The organism is Corynebacterium provencense (genome assembly GCA_900049755.1).
Taxonomy (GTDB): domain Bacteria; phylum Actinomycetota; class Actinomycetes; order Mycobacteriales; family Mycobacteriaceae; genus Corynebacterium; species Corynebacterium neomassiliense.
On sequence record LT160593.1, the window covers coordinates 908,433 to 930,239 of the forward strand.

The 21,807-nt window shown below is 67.0% G+C and carries 16 protein-coding genes and 1 pseudogene; 11 read left to right on the forward strand and 6 right to left on the reverse strand.

Annotation, left to right across the window (positions count from 1 at the left end; all coding sequences use genetic code 11):
* The first annotated feature begins 379 nt into the window (after positions 1-379).
* From BN3906_RS10550 to BN3906_RS10570, 6 genes and pseudogenes are all read left to right on the forward strand, one after another.
* Positions 380-3,547 carry a DUF4040 family protein gene (locus BN3906_RS10550; RefSeq protein WP_066588075.1) on the forward strand — a complete coding sequence of 1,056 codons (3,168 nt, stop codon included), beginning with the start codon at positions 380-382 and terminating at the stop codon, positions 3,545-3,547.
* Positions 3,544-3,714: pseudogene (locus BN3906_RS14220) on the forward strand (NADH-quinone oxidoreductase subunit K); the annotation flags it as partial. The gene BN3906_RS10550 and the pseudogene BN3906_RS14220, both read left to right, overlap by 4 nt.
* Before the next feature lie 13 nt (positions 3,715-3,727).
* On the forward strand, positions 3,728-5,392 hold the full coding sequence (locus BN3906_RS10555; RefSeq protein WP_078057365.1) for a monovalent cation/H+ antiporter subunit D family protein: 1,665 nt from the start codon (positions 3,728-3,730) through the stop codon (positions 5,390-5,392).
* Positions 5,392-6,621: a Na+/H+ antiporter subunit E gene (locus tag BN3906_RS10560; protein WP_078057366.1), complete on the forward strand. Its 1,230-nt coding sequence runs from the start codon at positions 5,392-5,394 to the stop codon at positions 6,619-6,621. The genes BN3906_RS10555 and BN3906_RS10560 overlap by 1 nt, the downstream gene beginning before the upstream one ends.
* Positions 6,618-6,896, forward strand: coding sequence for a monovalent cation/H+ antiporter complex subunit F (locus BN3906_RS10565; RefSeq protein ID WP_066588078.1), 279 nt, complete (start codon positions 6,618-6,620; stop codon positions 6,894-6,896). Before BN3906_RS10560 ends, BN3906_RS10565 begins: the two co-directional genes overlap by 4 nt.
* 5 nt (positions 6,897-6,901) lie before the next feature.
* Positions 6,902-7,333 carry a Na+/H+ antiporter subunit G gene (locus BN3906_RS10570; protein ID WP_066588080.1) on the forward strand — a complete coding sequence of 144 codons (432 nt, stop codon included), beginning with the start codon at positions 6,902-6,904 and terminating at the stop codon, positions 7,331-7,333.
* An 87-nt stretch (positions 7,334-7,420) separates the two neighbouring features.
* On the opposite strand, the gene BN3906_RS10575 is transcribed toward BN3906_RS10570, so the two are convergent.
* Entirely contained in the window at positions 7,421-9,070 is a 1,650-nt protein-coding gene (locus BN3906_RS10575) for a catalase (protein WP_227871162.1), read from the reverse strand.
* Positions 9,071-9,213: 143 nt separating this feature from the next.
* On the opposite strand from BN3906_RS10575, the gene BN3906_RS10580 reads away from it, so the two are divergent.
* The gene (locus BN3906_RS10580; protein WP_078057367.1) at positions 9,214-9,894 is read left to right on the forward strand and encodes an RNA polymerase sigma factor; all 681 of its coding nucleotides are present in this window, start codon (positions 9,214-9,216) and stop codon (positions 9,892-9,894) included.
* A 118-nt stretch (positions 9,895-10,012) separates the two neighbouring features.
* Here the strand turns inward: BN3906_RS10580 and BN3906_RS10585 are convergent, their stop codons facing one another.
* The gene (locus BN3906_RS10585) at positions 10,013-10,375 is read right to left on the reverse strand and encodes a VOC family protein (protein WP_066588082.1); all 363 of its coding nucleotides are present in this window, start codon (positions 10,373-10,375) and stop codon (positions 10,013-10,015) included.
* 167 nt (positions 10,376-10,542) lie between these two features.
* Positions 10,543-12,315: an FAD-dependent oxidoreductase gene (locus tag BN3906_RS10590; RefSeq protein WP_066588084.1), complete on the reverse strand. Its 1,773-nt coding sequence runs from the start codon at positions 12,313-12,315 to the stop codon at positions 10,543-10,545.
* A gap of 87 nt (positions 12,316-12,402) precedes the next feature.
* Between BN3906_RS10590 and BN3906_RS10595 the strand changes: the two genes are divergently transcribed.
* The gene (locus tag BN3906_RS10595; RefSeq protein WP_066588086.1) at positions 12,403-13,488 is read left to right on the forward strand and encodes a ferrochelatase; all 1,086 of its coding nucleotides are present in this window, start codon (positions 12,403-12,405) and stop codon (positions 13,486-13,488) included.
* 96 nt (positions 13,489-13,584) lie between these two features.
* Here the strand turns inward: BN3906_RS10595 and BN3906_RS10600 are convergent, their stop codons facing one another.
* From BN3906_RS10600 to BN3906_RS10610, 3 genes are all read right to left on the reverse strand, one after another.
* Positions 13,585-14,622, reverse strand: a complete 1,038-nt coding sequence (locus BN3906_RS10600) for an aspartate-semialdehyde dehydrogenase (RefSeq protein ID WP_066588088.1) — start codon at positions 14,620-14,622, stop codon at positions 13,585-13,587.
* 12 nt (positions 14,623-14,634) lie between these two features.
* Complete coding sequence (locus tag BN3906_RS10605) at positions 14,635-15,909, reverse strand: aspartate kinase (protein ID WP_066588097.1); 1,275 nt, start codon at positions 15,907-15,909, stop codon at positions 14,635-14,637.
* A 196-nt stretch (positions 15,910-16,105) separates the two neighbouring features.
* Complete coding sequence (locus BN3906_RS10610) at positions 16,106-18,178, reverse strand: siderophore-interacting protein (protein ID WP_066588101.1); 2,073 nt, start codon at positions 18,176-18,178, stop codon at positions 16,106-16,108.
* Positions 18,179-18,305: 127 nt separating this feature from the next.
* Between BN3906_RS10610 and fepB (BN3906_RS10615) the strand changes: the two genes are divergently transcribed.
* From fepB (BN3906_RS10615) to BN3906_RS10625, 3 genes are all read left to right on the forward strand, one after another.
* The gene (gene fepB, locus BN3906_RS10615) at positions 18,306-19,403 is read left to right on the forward strand and encodes a Fe2+-enterobactin ABC transporter substrate-binding protein (protein WP_066588102.1); all 1,098 of its coding nucleotides are present in this window, start codon (positions 18,306-18,308) and stop codon (positions 19,401-19,403) included.
* Between the two features lie 255 nt (positions 19,404-19,658).
* Positions 19,659-20,777, forward strand: a complete 1,119-nt coding sequence (gene fepB / locus BN3906_RS10620) for a Fe2+-enterobactin ABC transporter substrate-binding protein (RefSeq protein WP_066588104.1) — start codon at positions 19,659-19,661, stop codon at positions 20,775-20,777.
* 137 nt (positions 20,778-20,914) lie between these two features.
* Positions 20,915-21,769, forward strand: a complete 855-nt coding sequence (locus tag BN3906_RS10625) for a DMT family transporter (RefSeq protein WP_066589836.1) — start codon at positions 20,915-20,917, stop codon at positions 21,767-21,769.
* Positions 21,770-21,807: the final 38 nt, after the last annotated feature.

The window sequence follows — 21,807 nt, forward strand, 5'->3', positions numbered from 1 at the left end:
TTCCCCCACCTGTGCAGGGCTCAGCGTGGGTCAGTTCACCGGCACACTCTCGATGCTTCACCGTCCACCACCTGTGACCTGCAGCGCAGGAGTGGCGCCCCGCCTGTTACAGTAGAGCACGCATCTGTTCACTCTCAGGTTCATGCCGTTCACTTCGCCGCCAGGGCGGACGCCTGTGTGATATCCGGGCCGGTCTCCGGCCCGACATCCTCCGGGCTTCCCTCCGGACCTCCCGCCGGAGTCCCACCGACGTCCACAGACGTCCACCGGCACGCAACGGCAGTATCCACCGTCCCCGGGAGATGTCACGCAGGTAACTGAAGTTTCCGTACATTAGACCCAGCAGACCCCAGTCAAACAGTGAGGTGGCCCGCAGACCGTGACGAGCATTGTCCTCATCCCCGTCATTCTCGCCGTGGCCCTCGTCCTCGCCCCCGTTCTGGTCCGTGTACTCGACCGGAACGCGGGCTGGCCGTTGGCCGCCCTGTTCACGGCACTCGCAGTCTGGATCCTCGCGGATCCCGCGCTCGCCGGTGCCGTGAACGACCATGGACAGGTGACCTGGTCGACGACCTGGTTACCCGACGTCCTGCCCGGCGGAGGAGACATCTCCTTCTCCCTCCGGCTCGACGGCCTGTCCCTGTTCTTCGTGCTTCTCGCACTCCTCATCGGCGCGGCCGTCTTCGCCTACTCCACCCGCTACCTGCACCGCGGGGACGGGGCGATGAGTTTCTACGTGCTCATGACCGGCTTCATGGCCTCCGTCGTGCTGCTCTTCCTCGCCGACGACGTCGCACTCCTGTTCATCGGGTGGGAACTTGTGTCCCTGGCGTCCTTCTTCCTCATCGCCCGGGCAGGACACACCGGCGAACCCGGCGCGATGCGGACCCTCCTGCTGACCTTCACCGGAGGCCTGAGCCTCCTTGTCGCCCTGGGGATCTCCGTCGCGGCCACCGGGACCACCAGCCTTTCCGGGATCATCGCCTCCGACGTCTGGGGGCGGGACGCCGTGCTCACCGGCGTCGTGGCCACCCTGACCGCGCTGGCCGGATTCTCCAAGGCAGCGCAGTTCCCCTTCCACGCCTGGCTCCCGGAGGCGATGGCCGCGATCACACCCGTCTCCGCCTTCCTCCATGCCGCAGCCGTGGTCAAGGCCGGCGTGTACCTGCTGCTCCGCTTCTCCGGGGCCTTCCACGACGTCACCGTCTGGAACCTCCTGCTCATCATCTCCGGTATGTTCACCGCGGTCATGGCCGCCGTATTCGCCGTCCAGAAGCCCGACCTGAAGAAGCTCACCGCCTACTCCACGGTCTCCCAGCTGGGCTGGATCGTCGCGACGATCGGTGTCGGCACACCCGCCGCCCTCGCCGCCGCGGTACTGCACACCGCCGCACACGCCCTGTTCAAGTCCTCGCTGTTCATGGTCATCGGCGTTCTCGACCACCAGGCCGGCTCCCGCGACCTGCGCGACCTGGGGGTCCTCTGGCGCAGGATGCCCTTCACCTTCGCCGGCGCAGTCATAGCCGCCGCCTGCATGGCGGGGATCCCCCCGACCCTCGGCTTCGTGTCCAAGGAAGGCATGCTCGCGGCCTTCGAGGAGGCGCCGCTGGGCACCGCGGGACAGACCGTGCTGCTTGCCACCGCCGCGGTGGGGGCCCTCGCCACACTCCTGTACTCCGCGAAGTACGTCTTCGGTGCCTTCATCGACGGGCGCCCCGTCGACTCCGACGGCACCGAACGTGTGCCCTCCCCGTCAACGAAGCCGGACGCCGAGGTCCGTGAGGCCTCACCGGTGTTCTGGATCCCGGCAGTGCTCCCGGCGGTCGCCTCCCTGCCCGCGGTGGTCATGCTGTCAGCCTGGGACGGTCCCCTGGACACCGTCGTCGCCGCTACCGGGGCGGGGTCACCCCACTCCCACCTGTCACTGTGGCACGGCTGGACCGTGCCGCTGTGGATCACCTGCGGAGTCATTGTCGTCGGCGTCCTCCTGCTGTTCCGGCGGCGGCAGATCTTCGCCGCGGCAGAGTCCCGGCACCTGCTGCCGTTCACCGGGGCCGGTTTCATCTCACTGACCGTGCAACTGGCGAACAGGTGGGGACGCCTGGCCAATCTGCCGGGCAGTTCACTGAACCCGAACCGGCATCTCATCTGGATCTTCGCGATGGTGCTGGTGCTCGCCGGCGCCGCCTTCCTCGACGAGGAGGGCCTTCGGCAGCTGGGGTCCCTGCCCCCCCGGGTGGACGGCATAGACCAGATCGGTGACCTCGTCGGCCTCGCAATGGTGCTGCCGGTGGTCATCGCGATCATCTCCACCCGGTCCAGGTTCGGCTCGGTGATCCTCGTCGGTGTCGCCGGTGCCGCGGTCTCCTGGATCATGCTGACCCTCGGCGCCCCGGACGTGGCGTTGACCAACCTGATGGTCGAGTTCGTGGTCACCGTGTTCCTCATGCTCGTCGTCCGGCACCAGCCCCGCCTCTACCTGCGCGAGGGGGAGAACCGGGCGAAGTTCTCGGTGGTGGCGGCCACGGTCGTCGGCATCGTGGTCTTCGTCGGCTCCTGGTTGCTCGTCGGACGCCACGGCCGGCCGGAGCTGGCGATGTGGTACCTGGAGAACGGTCCGGAGGAGACCGGGGCGAACAACATCGTCGCCTCGATCATCGTCGAGTTCCGTGGCTTCGACACCCTGGGCGAACTGTGCGTGCTCGGCATGGCGGGCCTGGTGGTCGCCGCGGTCGTAGGGTCGGTGCCCCGGTCCCCCGTGCCCGGCTACGGCCCGGGTTCGACCTCCGAACTGTTCCGCCGGAAGACCACCGGTAAGGCGACCGCCCGGTTCGCTGACGTTCACAACGTTCCGGAGCTCGCCCCCTTCTACTCCCGTTACCTGCGCAGCACCTACCTCAACTCGATGCTCGGACGGGTGGTGATGTGGCCCATGGCGGCCGTTCTCGTGCTCTACTCGGCTGCAGTGTTCTGGCGTGGCCACCAGTCGCCGGGTGGCGGATTCCTCGCCGCACTCGTCCTCGCCCTCGGCATCGTCTTCTGGTACCTCGTGCAACCTTCCTCCCGGACCGTCGGGGCACCGGAGATCGGCTACCGCATCATCGGGGCCGGTATGCTCCTCGCCCTGGGGACCGGACTGGTCGGTTACCTCGCGCCCGAGGGTGCCGGTTTCCTCACACCGTTGCACGGTGAATTCGCCGGTCAACATCTCACGACCTCTCTGGTCTTCGACGCCGGCGTGTACCTTGCGGTGATCGGGACCGTGATGACCGTGGTGAACATGCTCGGCGGCCGGGGCCGACCCGGCGCGGACCCGGACCGTTCGCACAAGGCGGACCCGGTCGAGACCGGTGACACACCGGCTCCCCTTCCCGCCACCGCAGCATCTCCGGTCGCGGTGAACTTCGGCGGCTCCGCCGTGCCGCTCAATCCCGGGGAGGTCCGGCGCGCCGAAGAGGCCGGGCACGACAGGGGGACCGGAGAGACCGGAGCGACCCGAGACACCGGAGAGACCGCGGACGCCGCGGGGAAGGAGAAGGACCAGTGATCATCTCCGCTGTCATCGCGATCCTCATCGCCGGCGGTGTCTACCTCGTCATGCAGCGGGGCATGGTGCGCATCATCATCGGAACGACCCTGATGAGCCACGGCGTTAACCTCCTGCTGCTGGCGACCGGAGTGGGCGCCTGGCGGGACGACCCCGTCGCCTGTCTCTTATACACATTAGATGTGGATAAGACACAGCTGCGGGACCCGGGGGTCCTCTGGCGCAGTCGCCCTGCTGGTTCCGGCCGCCGGAATTGCCGGCGGTGGCGTCCTGCTGGCGGCGGTGTCCGGGCCCGGTGGACAGGCCGGCACCGGCGTCATCGCCACCGGTATCGGCCAGTTCGTCGGCGGAGTGTCCATACCCCTCGTGGCGGACACGCTGTCGGCGCTGATGATCATGACGACCTCGGTCGTCGCCCTGGCGGCGAACTGGTTCGCCGAGGTGGTGGGTGAGAACCGGGTCAGATTCTTCCCCTCCATGACCCTCATGCTTCTCGGAGGTGTGTGGGGGGCACTGCTGACCGCCGACCTGTTCAACCTCTTCGTGTTCATCGAGATCATGCTCATGCCGTCCTTCGGGCTGCTGACGATGACCGGTACCTGGGCGCGGCTGTCAGCAGGCCGGACGTTCATCCTCGTCAACCTGGTGACCTCCATGTGTCTGCTCGCCGGGGTGGGCCTGGTGTACGGGGTCGTGGGGACGACCAACCTCGCCGCCCTGGCCGGGGCGGCCGGACCCCGGGCCTCTGAAGCCGGCTTCGACGACGGAGTCTTCGGGACCCAGTGGCAGCTGTGGCTCGCCCTGGGAATGGTGCTCATCGCCCTGTGCGTGAAATCAGGGTCGACCCCGGTGCACACCTGGCTGCCCCGTGCCTACGGGTTCACCTCCCCGACGGTGATGGCACTGTTCTCCGGTCTCCACACGAAGGTCGGCGTGTATGCCGTGCTGCGTGTGTACATGACGGTCTTCGACGGTGACCAGCGGTGGGCCCAGGTGATCCTCGGCTTCGCGGTGGCGGGCATGCTCATCGGCAGTTTCGCCGGGCTCGGCGAGACCACACTGCGTGGCGTCATCGCGTACCAGATGGTCAACGGGATCCCTTTCATCCTCATCGCACTGGCCTTCCTGTCCGGCAATGCCGGGCTGATGCTGTCCGCGGCCGTGTTCTACATGCTGCACCACATGGTCAGCGCGGCCGCGATGATTCTCGCCGCGGGTGCTGTCGAGGAGACCTACGGAACCGGCCGGCTGCGCCGCCTGTCCGGGCTGATGCGTCGGGACCCCCTGGTCTCCACCGTCTTCGCCGCCGCGGCACTGTCTCTCGCAGGACTGCCCCCGTTCTCCGGACTGTGGGGGAAACTGCTGATCGTGCTGGGTATCAGCGCCGACTCCGGGTGGAAGGTGTGGGTGGGCCTGGCGGCGGTCGTCGTCGCCTCGGTCGGTGCCCTGCTGAGCCTCCTGTACGCCTGGCGCAAGACGTTCTGGGGCAGGCCGATGGACCCCCAGGACATGGATCCGTCCCTCGCCGTCAGCGGCAGGATGACCCTCCCCTCGGCCGCGCTCATGGCCGTCAGCGTGGTGATGTTCGTCGCCGTCGGGCCGGTCACCGGGTGGACCAGGGACGCTGCGGCCGGTCTGATCGACACCACCGGCTATGTCAGGGCGGTCCTGGGCGACCCGGAGGAGGCGGTGGGAGTTGTCCTCCCACCGGAGGAGCTTCTCGCCCCCTACGATCCCTCCGCCCCCACGACCTCCGACGACACCCCGCCGGCAGAAACCCCGCAGGCTGACACCCCTCAAGCCGACACTCCTCAAGCCGACACTCCTCAAGGAGGTGACCGGTGATGGCGCTCCGCTCCCCCGGTTCCCTGTTCAGGTCCGCCGTGCACGTGGTGACGTACTGCGGCTGGCTCGTCGGCCAGATTGTCAGGGAATCGCTGATCATGGCCAAGGACACCTTCACCACCGGCCGCAACATCGCCCCGGTGATCATCTACTATCCGCTGCGCGTCACCAAGGAGACCGATGTCGCGGCGTTCATCGCATCCATCACCATGACACCGGGCACCCTCGCCCTGGGGATCACCGGGCCGAAGGAGGTCGACGATGACGCCGCGTCCGGGAAGTTCAACCCGCGGGACATCGGTGCCACCGGGCCGAAGGAGTTCCGCACCCACGGTCTGCCCCGGGTCCAACGTTTCCTCGCCGTCCACGCGATGTACGGCGCGGACCCCCAGGAGCTCATCCATTCCCTGGCGGTGATGGAGGCGAAGCTTGCTCCCGAGGTCAAGCGCAGAACTCCGGAGTTCGATGTCGAGCACCTGGTCGAACGCGGTGTCCCCGGCCCACGCGGCTACCGGGGCACCCACGGTGGACGTGCCAGCGAAGACAGTGTGTTTGCTGTGGAGAAGGTCGACTCGACCCCTCATGCCACCGCATTCGTCGCGGCGATCATGCGTGCCGAGGATGAGCTTGATGTCGCCGACCTTCCGGACCTGTCCAAGGCGGAGCGGGAGAAGATCGCCCGGGAGCACGCGGAGAAGATGGCGGCGAAGCGGAAGCTGGAGCAGAAGCGGCGGCGGGAGGCCCGTGCCGCACTCGCTGCGCTGGGAGAGGAGGACGCCAGCATCTACGAACGCGCCGCAGAAGGTCTCGGTCTGACGTCGGGCCTGACCCGGTCCCGCGACGGGGCCTCCACCTCCGACGCCGCACCCGGTTCCGGCGCCACCGGGAGCAGTACCGGGGATGGCCGGGAGGGAGGTTCGGACCGGTCGGAGACCGGAGACGGCGCCGACTCCGGAACGGGGAAAGGCTCCGGCAGGACGGCCCGGAAGCGACGATCCGGTGTTCCCGCGAACTCGTCCCTCATCAACGCTCTCGAGGTACGGGCCCGGTTGCCGCTGCCGCGTCTCAACATCGGTCGCCGGCCCGCGGCACCTGCACCGCCTCCGGAGAAGGACTCCGGAGGAGACCGTCCCGGCACCGGCACCACCAACGGCGACGGCGACGGCGGGACCGGCACTGACACCGGGAACAGGAACGGGAAAGACAAGAAGAAGGAGGAGGACCAGTGACCCCGACCCATCTGCTGTGGATCTTCGCGGGAATCTCCGCGGTGATCGTCGGCATCTCCATGCTCGTCGTGCTCTGGAGAGCGGTGACGACAGGGAACGACGCCCGGCGGGCGGTTCTCGCCGACATCATCTTCGTCACCGTTATCGCGGGTTTCCTCGTGTACACCCTGTTCGAGAGATCATCGATCGTCTATGACGTGGTTCTCATCGCCGGTCTCGGCGGTGCCATCAGCACCATCTCCTATGCACGGGTCCTCACCCGGGGACGACGGTGAGTGAGATGGGTGCATTCACCGGTTCCGTCACCGGTTCCCTGTCAGTCCTCGCCGCCGAAGCACCGGTCATGCGCGAATACCATGAACTGACCTGGTGGGGGGCTGTGGTCGTCGGTCTGCTGGCGGTCGCAGGATCCCTGTTCATCCTTGTCTCCGCTGTGGCGATGTACCTGGCCCCGGACGCCCTCAGTCAGGTCAACATGCTGGGCCCTGCCATGGGTATGGGACTGCCGCTGCTGATCATCGCGCACCTGGTCAACTCGTGGCTCACCGAGGGGTTCGCACTGGGACAGCTGCTCGAGGCCGTCGGGGCGATCGGAGCTCTGCTCATCGTCCAGGCGGTCGGTTCGTGGGTGATGGGCCGTGCCCTGCACGCCACACACTGGGACCACACTGTCCCGTTGTCCGGAGGGGAACGGGAACCGGGGAAAGGGTGACAGGCCCCCGCCTGTCACCCTGTCATCGGACACCTGCGGCCCGCTCTTCACGGACCTCGGTCTCCGACCCCCCTGTGCCCGGCAGCGTCAGCTGTTGCTGAGCTCCGTGTAGATCTCCCGGACACGGTCCCGCAGGTTCTCGTCCACTTTCCCCCAGTAGACCCAGCACTGACCCTCGACCTGCTCCGAGACGCCCTGCATGGCGCGGGCGATGTTGCCGGCGAGCCGTTCGCGGGCGGCGTCGTCCAGCACCTCACGGACCAGCTGGCCGGCCTGAACGAAATCGTCGTCCTCCGGGTGCCGGACGTAGGCTCCCCGGGTCAGGTCACCGCCGTAGTTCTCGTCGAACAGTCCCAGGTCGTCAGCCGGCCCGGTGGCGGATTCCGCGCCCCGTCCGAAACCGTACTTCGAGGTGCCCGGTTCCACGCCTGCCTCCACGACACCGGATCCGTCGGAGACGTCGGCCACGCCTTCCTCACGTTCGTAGCGGTTCGGCGAGTAGAGCGGCGTGCCTGCCGGCGGGAACTCGTAGGCCGCGGCGCCGTCCTTGGCGGTGTAGAAGTTCCTGTCCTCGACCACCGGCCGGTTCACCGGCAGCTGGAAGTAGTTCACCCCCAGGCGGTAACGCTGGGTGTCCGCGTAGGCGAAGGTACGGGCCATGAGCATCTTGTCCGGGGAGAACCCGATGCCGGGAACGATGTTGGAGGGAGCGAACGCGGCCTGCTCGATCTGGGCGAAGAAGTTCTCCGGGTTCCGGTTCAGGGTGAAATGGCCCACCGGAATCAGCGGGTAGTCCTTCTGGGACCAGGTCTTGGTGAGGTCGAAGGGGTTCCAGCGGTAGCCCGGGGCTTCGTCGAGGGGCATGATCTGCACCTTGAAGTCCCAGGTCGGGTAGTCGCCCCGTTCGATGGCCTCGTACAGGTCGGCGCGGGTGTGGTCGAAGTCGCCGGAACCGACGATTCTTCCTGCTTCTTCGTCGGTGAAGTACTCCCATCCCTGGCGGGTCTTGAAGTGGTACTTCACCCAGAAGCGTTCACCGGAAGCGTTGATCCACTGGTAGGTGTGGGAGCTGAAGCCGTCCATGTGGCGGGCGTCCCGCGGGATACCGCGGTCGCCCATCAGGTAGGTGACCTGGTGCGCGGACTCCGGACTGCGGGTCCAGAAGTCCCACTGCATGTCCGGGCTGCGCAGCCCGTTGGTGAGCCGCTTCTGGGAGCGGATGAAGTCGGGGAACTTCATTCCGTCCCGGAGGAAGAACACGGGGGTGTTGTTGCCCACGAGGTCGTAGTTTCCCTGCCTGGTGTAGAACTTCAGCGAGAATCCGCGGACGTCACGGACGGTGTCGGGGAAGCCCTGCTCACCGGCGACGGTGGAGAAGCGGGCGAGCATCGGGGTAACGCGTCCGGGCTGGAACAGGTCCGCCTTCGTGTACCTGGAGACGTCTTCCGTGACGGTGAGCTCGCCGAATGCGCCGGTGCCCTTGGCGTGGACATTGCGCTCCGGGATGCGCTCACGGTTGAAGTGGGCGTGCTTCTCGAGCAGGTGGGTGTCCGTCAGTGCGAGGGGCCCCTGCTCCCCCACGGTCACCGAGTGCTCCTCGGTCCGGACCGGTGCTCCGTTGACGTTGGTGGAGTGGCCCGAGTAAGGGCACACACCCCGGGTTGCGATGTCTTCGGGTCCGGTGGGACCGGATGCTCCGGCCCGGTCTTCAGGGGTGGTGCGGTCGTTGACAGTCATGGTGTCCTCCAGTCAGGTGGATCAGTGGAACTCCGTCAACACCGGTTATACACGATCTGATCGTTTCTGTCGATCAGTCGCAACTTATTACCTATGGTTTACCTATCATGCGGGGGGTGTGTGACCACCCGGGTGCTACAGTTATGCGCGTGCGTGAACACTTCTCCCGGCAACGCCGGTCGGCCACCTCCGGACACGGTTCCGACGATGCCGCCGTCACCGATCTCGCACTGAAGGCCGGGGCCGGGGACAGGCAGGCACTCTCCGCGTTCATCGAGGCCACACACGGTGACGTCTGGCGGCTCCTCGCCCATCTCGCGGACACCGACCGCGCCGACGACCTCACCCAGGAGACTTATCTCCGCGTCCTCGGTGCACTCCCCCGCTTTGCCGCACGGTCCTCCGCACGGACCTGGATCCTGTCCCTGGCCCGCAGAGTGTGGGTCGACAGTGTGCGACATGACATGGCCCGGCCGCGGAAGTCCGTCGAAGAATGGGAGGACGCCGCGGGTCAGACCCCCTCGTCCGACACCGCCGGCGACCAGGCGTGGGCCGAGCTCGTGGATGCCCGGGCGATGCTCGACAACCTGCCCACGGAACGGCGCGAAGCGCTCGTACTCACCCAGATTCTCGGCTACTCCTACGCCGAGGCCGCCGACATCTGTGACGTGAGAGTCGGCACGATCCGCTCCCGTGTCGCCCGGGCCCGCGCCGACCTCCTCGAAGCACAGAAGAACGCGCGTCGGACCGTCCCGGGGACCGCGGGCAGCCAGGTGTCTTCCCGCGGCAGCGGAGACACGGGCGGCCACCTCCACCTCGCTTGACCGGGTCCCCCGGTCCGCCCGGCGAAGCTCAGCCGGGCCGGGCACGACCGGTCCGGGCACGACCGGTCCGGGGAGAGTCCCGGTCACCCGGGGCAACTCCGGTGGCGTCGAGGGTGGTCTAGCGGTGCAGTGACCGGTAGAACACGATGCCGTTGCCCGCGTTGTCGTAGACGACAGCGCGGCGCTCATGGGCGTCATCGTGGGCCTCCTGGACAACTGCTCCGCCGTTGGCGTCGACGAGAGCGGCGTCCCGGTCCGGATCGTCGCTCTTGATGCCCACGACGACCTTTCCGGGGATGGGGTGGTCGATGGAGGTACTCAGGGCCAGGGTCACCTGCCCCGCATCAAGTGCGGCGAAGTGACTGCCGTCCCTGAACTTGAGCGGGAAACCGAGCACCTCGGTGTAGAACTTCAGCGACTCGTCGATGTCTTCGGTGGACAGGAAAATGAACTTCAGTTCGCGGCTAGGCTCGTCGGCCATGGTCGTCTCCTCGGGAATGTCGGGATGTACGGTGACTGTCTTCTGGTTCAGGCACGTGCCGGTTCACTGTGGTGACACGTGCACCGTCCACGCTACCGCGCGCGGGGACGCGGCGTCAGATCCCGGCAGCCCCTGAATCAAACCCTCCGACCGGCACCCGTGCGTTGTCAGCGGCTGCGCTGCCCGTCCGACCACGTACGGTAACCGCCGGTGAGGTTGTACACCCGGGTGAAACCCTCTCCCCGGAGCAGTGACTCGGCCACATGACCACGCTGACCGACCTGACAGAACACCACTGTCGGACGAGGTCCCTGCGTCCCCTCACTCAGCTCCCGTAGCTCGTCGAGGCGTCCCCGGAGCTCGTCCAGCGGAATGTTGACCGCTGAAGGTACCGAACCGGACGCGAACTCTCCGGGGGTGCGCACGTCGACAAGTACGGCGTCGGTGAGATCCTCCGGGGCGGTACCTGTAACGATCTTGTCGACATCCTCCCATGTCACCAGCTCGGTACGGCCGGTGCGCAGGTTGTCCGCGACATATCCGAGCATGTTGACCGGATCCTTGGCGGAACCGAACTGGGGGGCGTACGCCAGTTCAAGGTCCGCCAGGTCGGGGGCTGACCGACCTGACTGCATGGCCGTGGCGATGACGTCGATGCGCTTGTCCGCCCCCGCACCTCCGACGATCTGTGCTCCGAGGATCCTGTCGGTGAGGTCTTCTCCCCTGAACGCACCGGACCCGACCGTCATCTTCACTGAGAGGGTCTGTGACCCCGGGTAGTAGCCGGCATGGTCGGAGGGGTGGGTGGCGATGACCCGGTGGGGTACGCCGGCGGCGACCAGCTTCTTCTGCGACCATCCGGTGGACGCCACCTGCAGTCCGAACACCCCCATGACCGAGGTGCCGAAAGTGTCCGGCATCTCCCTGCTCCGGGAACGGCCGGCCCCCGGTGCCCCTGCCGACCCGGCGACATCCTCCGCGCCGGCAGTCTGGTCGGCGATGATGTCGGCGACGTACCGGCCGTCACGGTTCGCGGTCTGCGCCAGCGGAACGACCACCGGATCGCCGGTGAGAAAGTCGGGGGCGGCCACCGCGTCCCCCACGGCATAGACGTCGGGGGCGGAGGTACACCAGTGACGGTCCACGACGAGTGCCCCGCCGGGGAGGGTCTCCAGCCCCGCCTCGACGGCGAAGGCGGTGGCCGGCCGGACGCCTGCGGCCATGATCACGGCAGCGGCGGGGAGACTGGTGCCGTCCTCCAGGGTGACGTCGTCGGCGCCGACTGCGGTGACCCCGGCCGAGGTGAGGACGCGGACGCCGTGGTCACGCAGGTGCTGTTCCACGATCGAAGCCATCTCGGGGTCGAGGGGCCCCATGATCTGGTTGCCGTGTTCGACCACGGTGACCTCCAGGCCGCGGTGCACCAGGTTTTCGGCGACCTCGATCCCGATGAATCCTCCGCCGGCCACCACGACAGGTGCCCCGTGCGGAAGTGAGCTGACCTCGGCGTGGATCCGGTCGGTGTCCTCGACGGTACGCAGGACCAGTGCCCGCCCGATGCCGGGGATCTCGGGCACGAACGGGGCCGCACCGGGGGCCAGGAGGAGGGAGTCGTAGCGGACGGTCCGGCGCCGGCCTGTGGTCAGGTCAACGACCTCGACCTCGTGGGCGTCGGCGTGCAGCGCCGTGACCTCGGTGTTGACGAGGACGTCGAGGTTGAAGCGCCGGTGGAGGGATTCCGGGGTCTGGAGCAGGAGCTGTTCCCGCCCCCGGATCACGCCTCCGATGTAGTAGGGCAGTCCGCAGTTGGCGAATGAGACGTGCCCGGACTTCTCGATGACGGTGATTCTGGCGTGTTCGTCGCGGCGCCGGAGTCTTGTCGCGGCGGACATTCCTCCGGCGACGCCTCCGACGATGACGGTGTGGTGTGGTTCTCTCATGCCCACACCATACCCCCCGGGGTATATGAAGTCATGGCGCTTCCACGATTACCTGCTCCCGGCACCCCCGCGGGTAGGCTGTCCTTCATGGCTTCAGAGTCTCCACAGGTGCCGCACCGGGCACTGCTTCTCCTGTCTTTCGGCGGCCCCGGTTCCACCGAGGACGTCATACCTTTCCTCGAGAACGTCACCCGCGGGCGGGGCGTCCCCCGCGAACGGCTCGCCGAGGTCGGGGAGCACTACTTCGCGATGGACGGCAGGAGCCCCATCACCGAGCAGAACCTTCGCATCATCGACGATCTGAAGTCGCTGATCGCGGAACGGCTGGCCCCTGCGGGCATTGACCTGCCCGTCTACTTCGGAAACCGCAACTGGCACCCCTTCGTCGAGGACACGGTCGCGCAGATGTCCCGGGACGGCATCACTGAGGCTCTGGTCCTGGCCACCTCCGCGTGGGGCGGCTACTCGGGGCATGTCCAGTATCTCGAGGACATCGCCCGCGCCGAAGAATCCTGTCGGGAAGCGGGTCTCACCCCGCCGGCGATGACGAAGATCCGTCCCTTCCACGACCATCCGCTGTTCCTCGACGCATTCGCCCGTCTCATCGACGAAACCCGTGCGAAAGTCCCGGACGCGGGGGAAGAGGGCATACGCCTGCTGTTCACCGCGCACTCCGTGCCGGTGAGCGCCGACGAGGCATCCTCCGCCGACAACATGCACCGCTACTCCGGACAGGTGCTCACCGCCGCACGAGAGATCCGCGAACGTTCCTCCTTCGCCGTCGACGGCGCTGACGGAACCGATGTGGAACTGGTGTGGCAGTCGCGTTCGGGACCTCCCCACATCCCGTGGCTGGAGCCGGACATCTGCGATCATCTGCAGGCGACCATCGCAGGAGAGGGGGCCGCCAGCTTCTCCGGGGAGTTCGTCCCCGGCGGCGACCGGCGCCCGGTGCTGCTGTGTCCGGTCGGTTTCATCACCGACCACATGGAGGTGATCTGGGACCTCGACACCGAAGCCAGAGCGACGGCCGAGGAACTCGGCGTCCCCCTGGTCAGGGTCCCCACCCCCGGTTTCGAGCCCGAGTTCACCCGCATGGTCCTCGACCTCGTTCACGAGCACTGGCCCGACATCCCGGGTGAGGAGGAGACCTCCGACATCGCCGCACGGTGACTGTCGGGGGTTCCTGACCGGTCGATGACGACCCGTGGAGGGCACCGGCACGTCGGCAGGGACACGGTGCCCGGGACCGGAGCAGCAGCTCCGCAGTCAGGACCGGAGCAGCAGCTCCGCGATCTGGATCGTGTTGAGCGCGGCACCCTTACGCAGGTTGTCCCCGGCGACGACGAGGACGAGTCCCCTGTCACCGTCGACCGACTGGTCCTGACGGATCCTGCCCACCAGTGAATCGTCGGTACCCGCGGCCGCGAGCGGGGTAGGCACGTCCACCACGGTGACACCCGGGGCGTCCTCCAGCAGTGACTTCGCCTCCCCGGGGGTGACGGGGGACGAGAATTCCGCGTGGACCGTCATCGTGTGCCCGGTGAACACCGGGACACGGACGCAGGTCCCTGCGACCCGGAGATCCGGGATGTGGAGGATCTTGCGGGACTCGTTGCGCAGCTTCTGTTCTTCATCGGTCTCCAGGGAACCGTCGTCGACCAGGTTCCCCGCGAAGGGCAGGGCGTTGAAGGCGATCGGCGCCACATAGGGTCCGAAATCCTCCGCGACGAGAGCTGATCCGTCGGTGGTCAGTTCCTCCAGAATGCCGGTGTTCGCACGGACCTGGTCCGCCAGTGCCCTGACCCCGGCGAGACCGGAACCGGAGACCGCCTGGTAGCTGGAGACGTGCAGCCTGGTCAGTCCTGCCTGCCGGTGAAGGGCACCGAGGACAGGCATGGCGGCCATGGTGGTGCAGTTGGGGTTGGCGATGATCCCCTTCGGGACCCGGTGGACGTCGTCCGGGTTGACCTCGGAGACGATCAGCGGGACATCAGGGTCCTTACGCCAGGCCGAGGAATTGTCCACCACGGTCGCCCCCGCCTCCGCGAAGCGCGGCGCATGCTCGCGGGAGGTCCCTCCACCTGCGGAGAACAGGGCGATGTCGATTCCTCGGAGATCCTCGGTCGAAGTGGCTGCAATGTCCTCCACGACGACGGACTCACCCCTGAAGGCGATGGTGGTACCGGCAGACCGGGGGGACGCGAAGAACCGGACCTTGTCGGCCGGGAAACTCCGCTCCTCGAGGATTGAACGCATGACTCGGCCGACCTGTCCGGTCGCGCCGACGACGGCGAGAGTGGTCACGGGGATTCCTTTCTACCTGCCGGTACCGGCATGGACGACGGCCTCGGTGTCTCCTCCGAGCTGGAAGCGCTCGTGGATGGCAGCCACAGCCTTGTCGAGTTCGGTGTCACGGATGAGCACGGAAATACGGATCTCGGAGGTGGAGATCAGCTCGATGTTTATTCCTGCGTCACGCAGGGCCTCGCAGAAGTCGGCGGTGACGCCCGGATGCGACTTCATCCCGGCACCGACGAGGGACACCTTGCCGACCTGGTCGTCGAAGAGGATCTGGCCGAACTTCTGGTCCTCCTCGGTACCCTGCAGACCCTTGAGCAGCTCCACCGCGCGGGGGGCGTCCGCCCGGGGGCAGGTGAAGGTGATGTCCGTCAGGTTGTCCGAGACACTCGAGACATTCTGGAGCACCATGTCGATGTTGATCTCCGCGTCCGCCAGGGCGCGGAAGACGCGTGCCGCCTCGCCGGGCCTGTCGGGGATGCCGAGAACGGTGACCTTGGCTTCGGAACGGTCATGGGCGACACCGGTAAGGACTGCTTCTTCCACTGGAATATCCTCCACAGACCCCGACACGACAGTGCCGGGCTCGTTGCTGAATGATGAACGGACGTGAATCGGGACGTTGAAGGCACGGGCGTACTCGACACACCGCAGCATGAGAATCTTGGCACCCACGGCTGCCATCTCCAGCATCTCCTCGAAGGAGATGTGGTCCAATTTCTGGGCGTTGTGCACGATCCGGGGGTCGGCGGTGTAGACGCCGTCGACGTCCGAGTAGATCTCGCAGACATCGGCGCCGAGAGCAGCCGCCAGAGCGACCGCGGTCGTGTCTGACCCGCCGCGACCCAGCGTGGTCACGTCCCTGGTCTCACGGTTGACCCCCTGGAACCCTGCGACGAGACAGATCCGGCCCTCGTCCAACGCCTCCCGGACCCTGCCCGGGGTGACGTCAACGATGCGGGCGTTACCGTGACGCTCCGTGGTGATCACACCGGCCTGCGACCCGGTGAAGGACTGCGCCTCGGCACCGAAAGAGTTGATCGCCATCGCCACGAGGGCGTTGGAGATGCGTTCACCGGCGGTGAGGAGCATGTCCATCTCGCGCCCCGGGGGAACCGGGTTGACCTGGGCGGCAAGATCGAGGAGTTCATCGGTGGTGTCCCCCATCGCGGAACAGACGACGACAACGTCATTGCCCGCCTTCTTGGTCTCCACGATGCGCTGGGCGACCCTTCGGATACGCTCGGCATTCTCCAGGGACGAGCCACCGTACTTCTGGACGATCAGGGCCACTGTTGTCTACTCCACTTCCCGTTGTCGCGGATGCCGCCGCGTACGGTCACGCCACCGACGGCGCGAATACTGTCAGACCGCCTCAGCGTACCTGACCAGTGTAAGGCCCGGGTAACAGAGGTCTGTGACCCGCCGACCGAGCCGACCGACCTGTCCCGGGGCCCGGGGACGGGGACAGGGACAGGGAGTCGGAGTTTCAGAGCTTCAGAGTCACCACGGCATGGCTTCCCCACCCGACGGGAAGATCGGCGACCCCGGTCAGCCCGGCGTAGGCGACAGCTGCGGACACGTCCCGGGCAGTGGGGACGGCTCGTGCGTCGAGAAGCTGACGGGTGAGGTCCTCGGCGTAGTCGTGGTCCTCGTCCCCGGTTTCCGCCAGAAGGCGGGTGACCACGACGACACGCGGCGACACCGCCGCCGCGGACTCCAGCAGGGCGGGAACCTCGCCCGGAGAGACTAGGGCATAGGGGTCGACGACGACGACCGCCCCGACCCTGCCCTCCGGGCCGACAGGCAGAGCGGGGATCACGGGAGGCTGCGGGACAGCCGTCAGGTCCCAGGCTGCGACTGTCAGCCGGTCCCGACGGGACGGTCCGACCTCCGCAGTGAGCCGGTCAGCGCCGACCCCGGTGTCAAGGACGACAACCTGCAGGTCCGGATGGTGACGCAGCAGCTCGTCGGCGTACACCGCTGCGCCGGTCCCCTCCCCCGCCCCTGCGACGGCGACGGAGGCGAGCCCCTGTCCGGAGGTGAGCCTGTCGGCGAGCCGGCCGAAACCCTGCGCCAGAGCCGGTGCGACCCACTGGGACCGGGTGACCTCGGCGTCCGCCAGACCGGCGACGACAGCGGGGTCGGCTTCCCGGAGCTGCGCCCAGGTCTTCCCCGTGTCCCCGACGGCCACCGGTCCTGCGGTGCGCAACCCCTCGACAAGATGCAGCCAAGCCAGGGAGCGCAGGGATTCAGGGCCGGTGAGACGGGAGACCGGTCCCTCCGGGTCGGCGAGTTCGCGGCCCAGGGAGGTGAGCCGGACACCGGTCGTCGAGGCTGCGTCAACGGGTACGTCACCGTCGGTGCGATCCACCTTGACCGACCCTCCTGCATGCTCTCCTGCACGGCCGTCAGCACCGCCCCCGGGACCGCCCTCGGGCACATCCAGCTCCACCAGTCCCAGTGAACCCAGGTACCGGAGGAACCGAAGCAACAGTGCCGCGTCCACGCCGAGGACAGGGGCGAGGACGGCCGGGGTCACCACGGGTGACCCGGCTCCGGCCTGCGTCCCCTGAGAGGAACCGCCGGGGGCGGTGCGACCGGACTCTCCCGCGGCGTCCACAGCCTCGAACACGCCGAGCTGCGCGGCCGCGCGCAGCGCCAGACCCGGGGTGATGTCCGCCATCTCGTAGAGCTGCATCAACGGGGCCACACTTGACGTTCCGGCGCCGTCAGCTCCGGTGGAGTCGTTGCGACGCCAGTAGCCGGTGATCTGCACGTGTTCCCTCGGAACCCCCGACCTGCGGGCGAAGGCGCGGATCTTCTTCAGCCGGCCTGCCTCTCCGGCAGCCCAGATGAACGGGGTACCTGAGGGAAGTCTGTTTCCCGCCCGGCCGAGCCGCAAGATCTCGTCGGTGAAGTCCCCTCCCTCGTCCCGGACCACCCAGTGCATGTCGAGGGCGGCCCCGGTGCTGATCTCCTGGATGTCGGCGCGCGAAGGCACTTCGACGACCGCCGTGACCGGATGGCCGGCCGGGCACTCCTCGAGACAACGGCCTATCGCCGGGAGCGCGGTCTCGTCACCGATGAGCAGCAGCCAGTCAGTGTGGGAGGGGTGGGAACCGCAGTTCTTCGGCCCTGCGACATACACGAGGTCACCGGGCTGCGCTTCTGCGGACCAGCTCTCGGCGAGCCCGGCACCGTGTCTCGCGAAATCGATGACCAGCTCCCCGTACCGGCCGGCGTCCGGGGTCCACTTCCGGACCGTGTACGTCCGGAAAAGGTCGTTGACCTGTTCAGTCCACTCCAGACGACCGTCCCCGAGGGAGCGGGGCCGGGGACGTCCACCGGTGTCGGGGTCAGGCAGGATCAGCCGGACGTCATCGTCGAAACCGTCACTGACCAGAGCGGGGACTTCTTCGCCGTCTCTGATGTGGGTGAGCAGCCCAGGGCCGCCGAAAGTGATCCGGCGCATGGAAGGGGTGACGTCCTCGACCCGCAGCACCTCCAGTTCACGCAGGGAGATGGGGTAGATGTCGGTGTCACGGCTGATGCGGGGCACGGGGCGTCCTTTCGGTTGTTCACTACGGGGCAAGGCTAGCATTGGCTTGGCTCGCGGAAGGTGATCCGGTATCTGCCGGCCCACCCCGCGCTTCTGATCTGACGTGCTACCCCGGAGGAAGCAAAGTATGTTCAAGAAAGATCTGCGTCCCAGGCTGCGCCCCAGGCTGCGCGGCATTCTCGCCACCGCCACGGCGGTGGCCCTGACCACCGGACTTGCGGCCTGTTCGGACAACACCGGAGACGGTACCGGCGAATCATCATCAGGGGACGGTTCCTGGCCCCGCACCGTCTCCTCGCTGGCAGTGAAGAACCACCATCTGGACTGCACGAACCAGCTGGACATCTCCACCTGTGCCACTGAGGATGTGGTGATCCCTGCCCAGCCGCAGCGCATCGTCTCCACCGCCGTGGGACTGACAGGAACTCTCCTGGCGGTGGACGCTCCGGTCACCGCGACAGGCGGGGCCACCCGCGGTTCCACCGCAGACAATGACGAGGGGTTCTTCAACCAGTGGGCCGACGAAGCACGGGAGAAGGGGGTGGAGAGCCTGTGGCAGCTCAGCCCTGACCTAGAGAAGATCGTCAACGCTGACCCGGATCTCATCCTCGTCGCCGCCAACGGTCAGGACTCCGCCGTAACCGGCATCGAGAAGATCCAGGCCATCGGCGTCCCTGTGGTCGTCATCGACTACGTCAACATGGACTGGAAGGAGCTCACCACAGAGATCGGTGAGATCACCGGAAGGGAGGCAGACGCCGCCGCCCGGATAAGCGAGTTCGACCAACGGGTCGACGAAGTGAAGAACAACATCAATGATCCGGAGCAGCCGGTCAGCCTGGTCCTTCCCAGCGCCGACAAGAGCGGTAACGCGAACTACATGACAGCCGAGTCGCCGCAGGGACGGGTTGCCGCCCAACTCGGATGGGACCTCACCGTTCCCGACGACGTGGCCCGCTCCGACGGCCCCTTCGCCGGTCGAACCGATGTCAGGCAGGTCACCGCTGAAAACCAGGACAAGGCCTTCGTCGGGCACACGGTGCTCGCCATTGACTCCGGTATCGGAGAAGACCCCGCAGAGTATCTCAAGAGCCTTCCGATACTCAGCGGCACCTACGCCGTGCAGAACGACCGCGTGTACACGATGCCGCCGGAACTGTTCCGCATGGACTACTACAGCGCGATGATGATGCTCAACCGCGTCGACGAACTGTTCGTGAAGTAGCTCCCCCACCGTCGGACACCTCCCGCCGGGGGCGTCCGGGATCCGGTCGCTCCGGTGCCGGGAGACCCGAACTCCCGCAACGGTGCGGCACAGAGATTTTTCTGATGAATATTTTACTTAGAGGATGCTATCAAAATTCTGAACATTCCACCTGGTGGTACCGGTAAGGCCAGTCTTTCTTTACTCTGGACCGCGCGTGCCTTTCGGGGAAGCGCACCAGTACAGTCCGATCCACGAGAAAGAGAGTCCGCGACAATGAACTTCCGTACCCTCCCGCTCCGACGGAACAGGCCCGCACGGGCCGTCGTCGCAGCCGCAGCTGCATCCGTCCTCACGCTGGGACTCGCCGCCTGTTCCGGCGACGATTCCGGAGAGTCCGGAACCTCGGCGTCCCAGACCGGGACGACCGGTGCCGCCGGTGGCACGGAAACCGGGGACGCCTCAGACGACCAGGGAACCTGGCCCCGGTCCGTCGACTCCGTCGTCGTCAGCAACGGCAAAGCCACGAAGGAGACCGAGAAGGTCGAGATCCCGGCGAAGCCGGAGAAGATCGTCTCCACCGCCGTCACACTGACCGGTTCGCTCCTGGCCGTCGACGCCCCCGTCGTGGCCTCGGGCGGGGCGAATGTCGGTCCCACCTCGGACGACAAGGGATTCTTCACGCAGTGGGCAGGGGAAGCCGACGACAGAGGCGTCAAAGCCCTCTGGCAGCTCGAGCCTGACCTGCAGAAGGTCGCGGCAGAGGACCCCGATCTCATTCTCGTGTCGGCCAGCGGCGCAGACACCGCCACCGCACAGTACGAGGAGCTGAAGAAGATCGGCGTCCCCGTGGTCGTCCTCGACTACTCCGACAAGACCTGGGGCGACATCACCACCAGCATCGGCGAGATCACCGGCCACGAAGCCGAGGCAGCCGACGCGATCCAGAGCTACGACGACCGGGTCAGGGAGGTCACCGAGAAGATCGAGAAGCCGGAACAGCCGGTCAACGTGGTCATCCCCGCCCAGGAAGGTGCGGTCAACTTCTTCACCGCCGAATCCGCGCAGGGCGAGATCGTCAAGGACCTGGGCTGGGACCTCGACGTCCCCGGTGACGGGGTCGCCCGCACCGACGGCAGCTACGCCGGACGCACCGATGTCCGTCAGGTCACCGCGGAGAACGCCGACAAGGGGCTCGTCGGCAAAACTGTCCTGGGTATCAACGTCGACGGCAAGGAACCGGTCATCGACAAGCTGAAGGCAGTCCCGAACCTGGCCGGCACCTACGCCGTCAGCAACGACAGGGTCTTCGAACTCGCCCCGTCCGCCTTCCGCATCGACTACTTCAGTGCGATGGACATCCTCGACCAGATCGAGGACTACTTCGCCAAGTAGAAATGCGGCGGCAGGGGGGGCGGCAGGGGGCGGCGGCAGGGGGCAGAGAAGGAGAGTTGACGGGGCAGTGACATGCATCCGATCTGCCACGTAACTCTCCGTCGGGGGCCCCGGTCAGATAACCTGGCTCCCTGATGATGCACAGCAACGCGCTCGCTGTCGTCTTCGCCCTGCTCTCCGCCCTCACCATCGCCTGGGGCACCGTCCTGAGGCACCAGACTGCGGAGCAGACCTCCGGCGACCCGGACGACGCACACCGCTCCCCACTGCTCGCCGCCGTCATGCGGCCGAAGTGGTGGGGAGGACTTCTGTGCGCGGCGACGGGGTACGCACTGCAGATCGTCGCCCTCGGCTTCGGGACGCTCCTGGTCGTCCAGCCGATCCTCGTGCTGTCACTGATGTTCACCCTGCCCCTATCCGCGAAGTTTGACGGCCGCCGGGTCTCACGCCCGGAGATGTTCTGGGCCGGCCTGCTCACCGTCGCTGTCGGCGTCCTCGTGATCATGGGCCGACCCCTTCCCGGGCGCTCGGTCCCGGACCTGGACGCCTGGATCATCGCCCTCGGCGTGGGTGTCGTGGGCCTCGCCGCGGTGTGCTGGGCCGCGGGGCGCCGACCCGACAACCAGAAGGCACTGCTGCTGGGGCTGGTCACCGGAGCGGTGATGGGGTACGTCGCCGTGCTCTCCAAGGCGGTGGTGGACATCTTCACCACCGACGGCGTCCACGGCCTGGTGACCAGCTGGGAGATCTACGGACTCATCACCGGCGCGACGGTCGGGACGGGAATCCAGCAGCTCAGTTTCAATGCCGGGGCGTTGAAGAACTCCCTGCCGGCGATGACCATCGCCGAGCCAGTGGTCGCGTTCATCCTCGGCTACACCCTGCTCGGCGAGAAGTTCCAGGTCCACGGAACCGGCTGGCTGGTGATGGCTGCGGCGCTGGCGGCGATGATCGTCGGCACAGTGGTTCTGTCACGTCGCGGCGTCGACTGAGGCAGGCGGTACCTCAACCTGGATGTCCTCATCGTGCA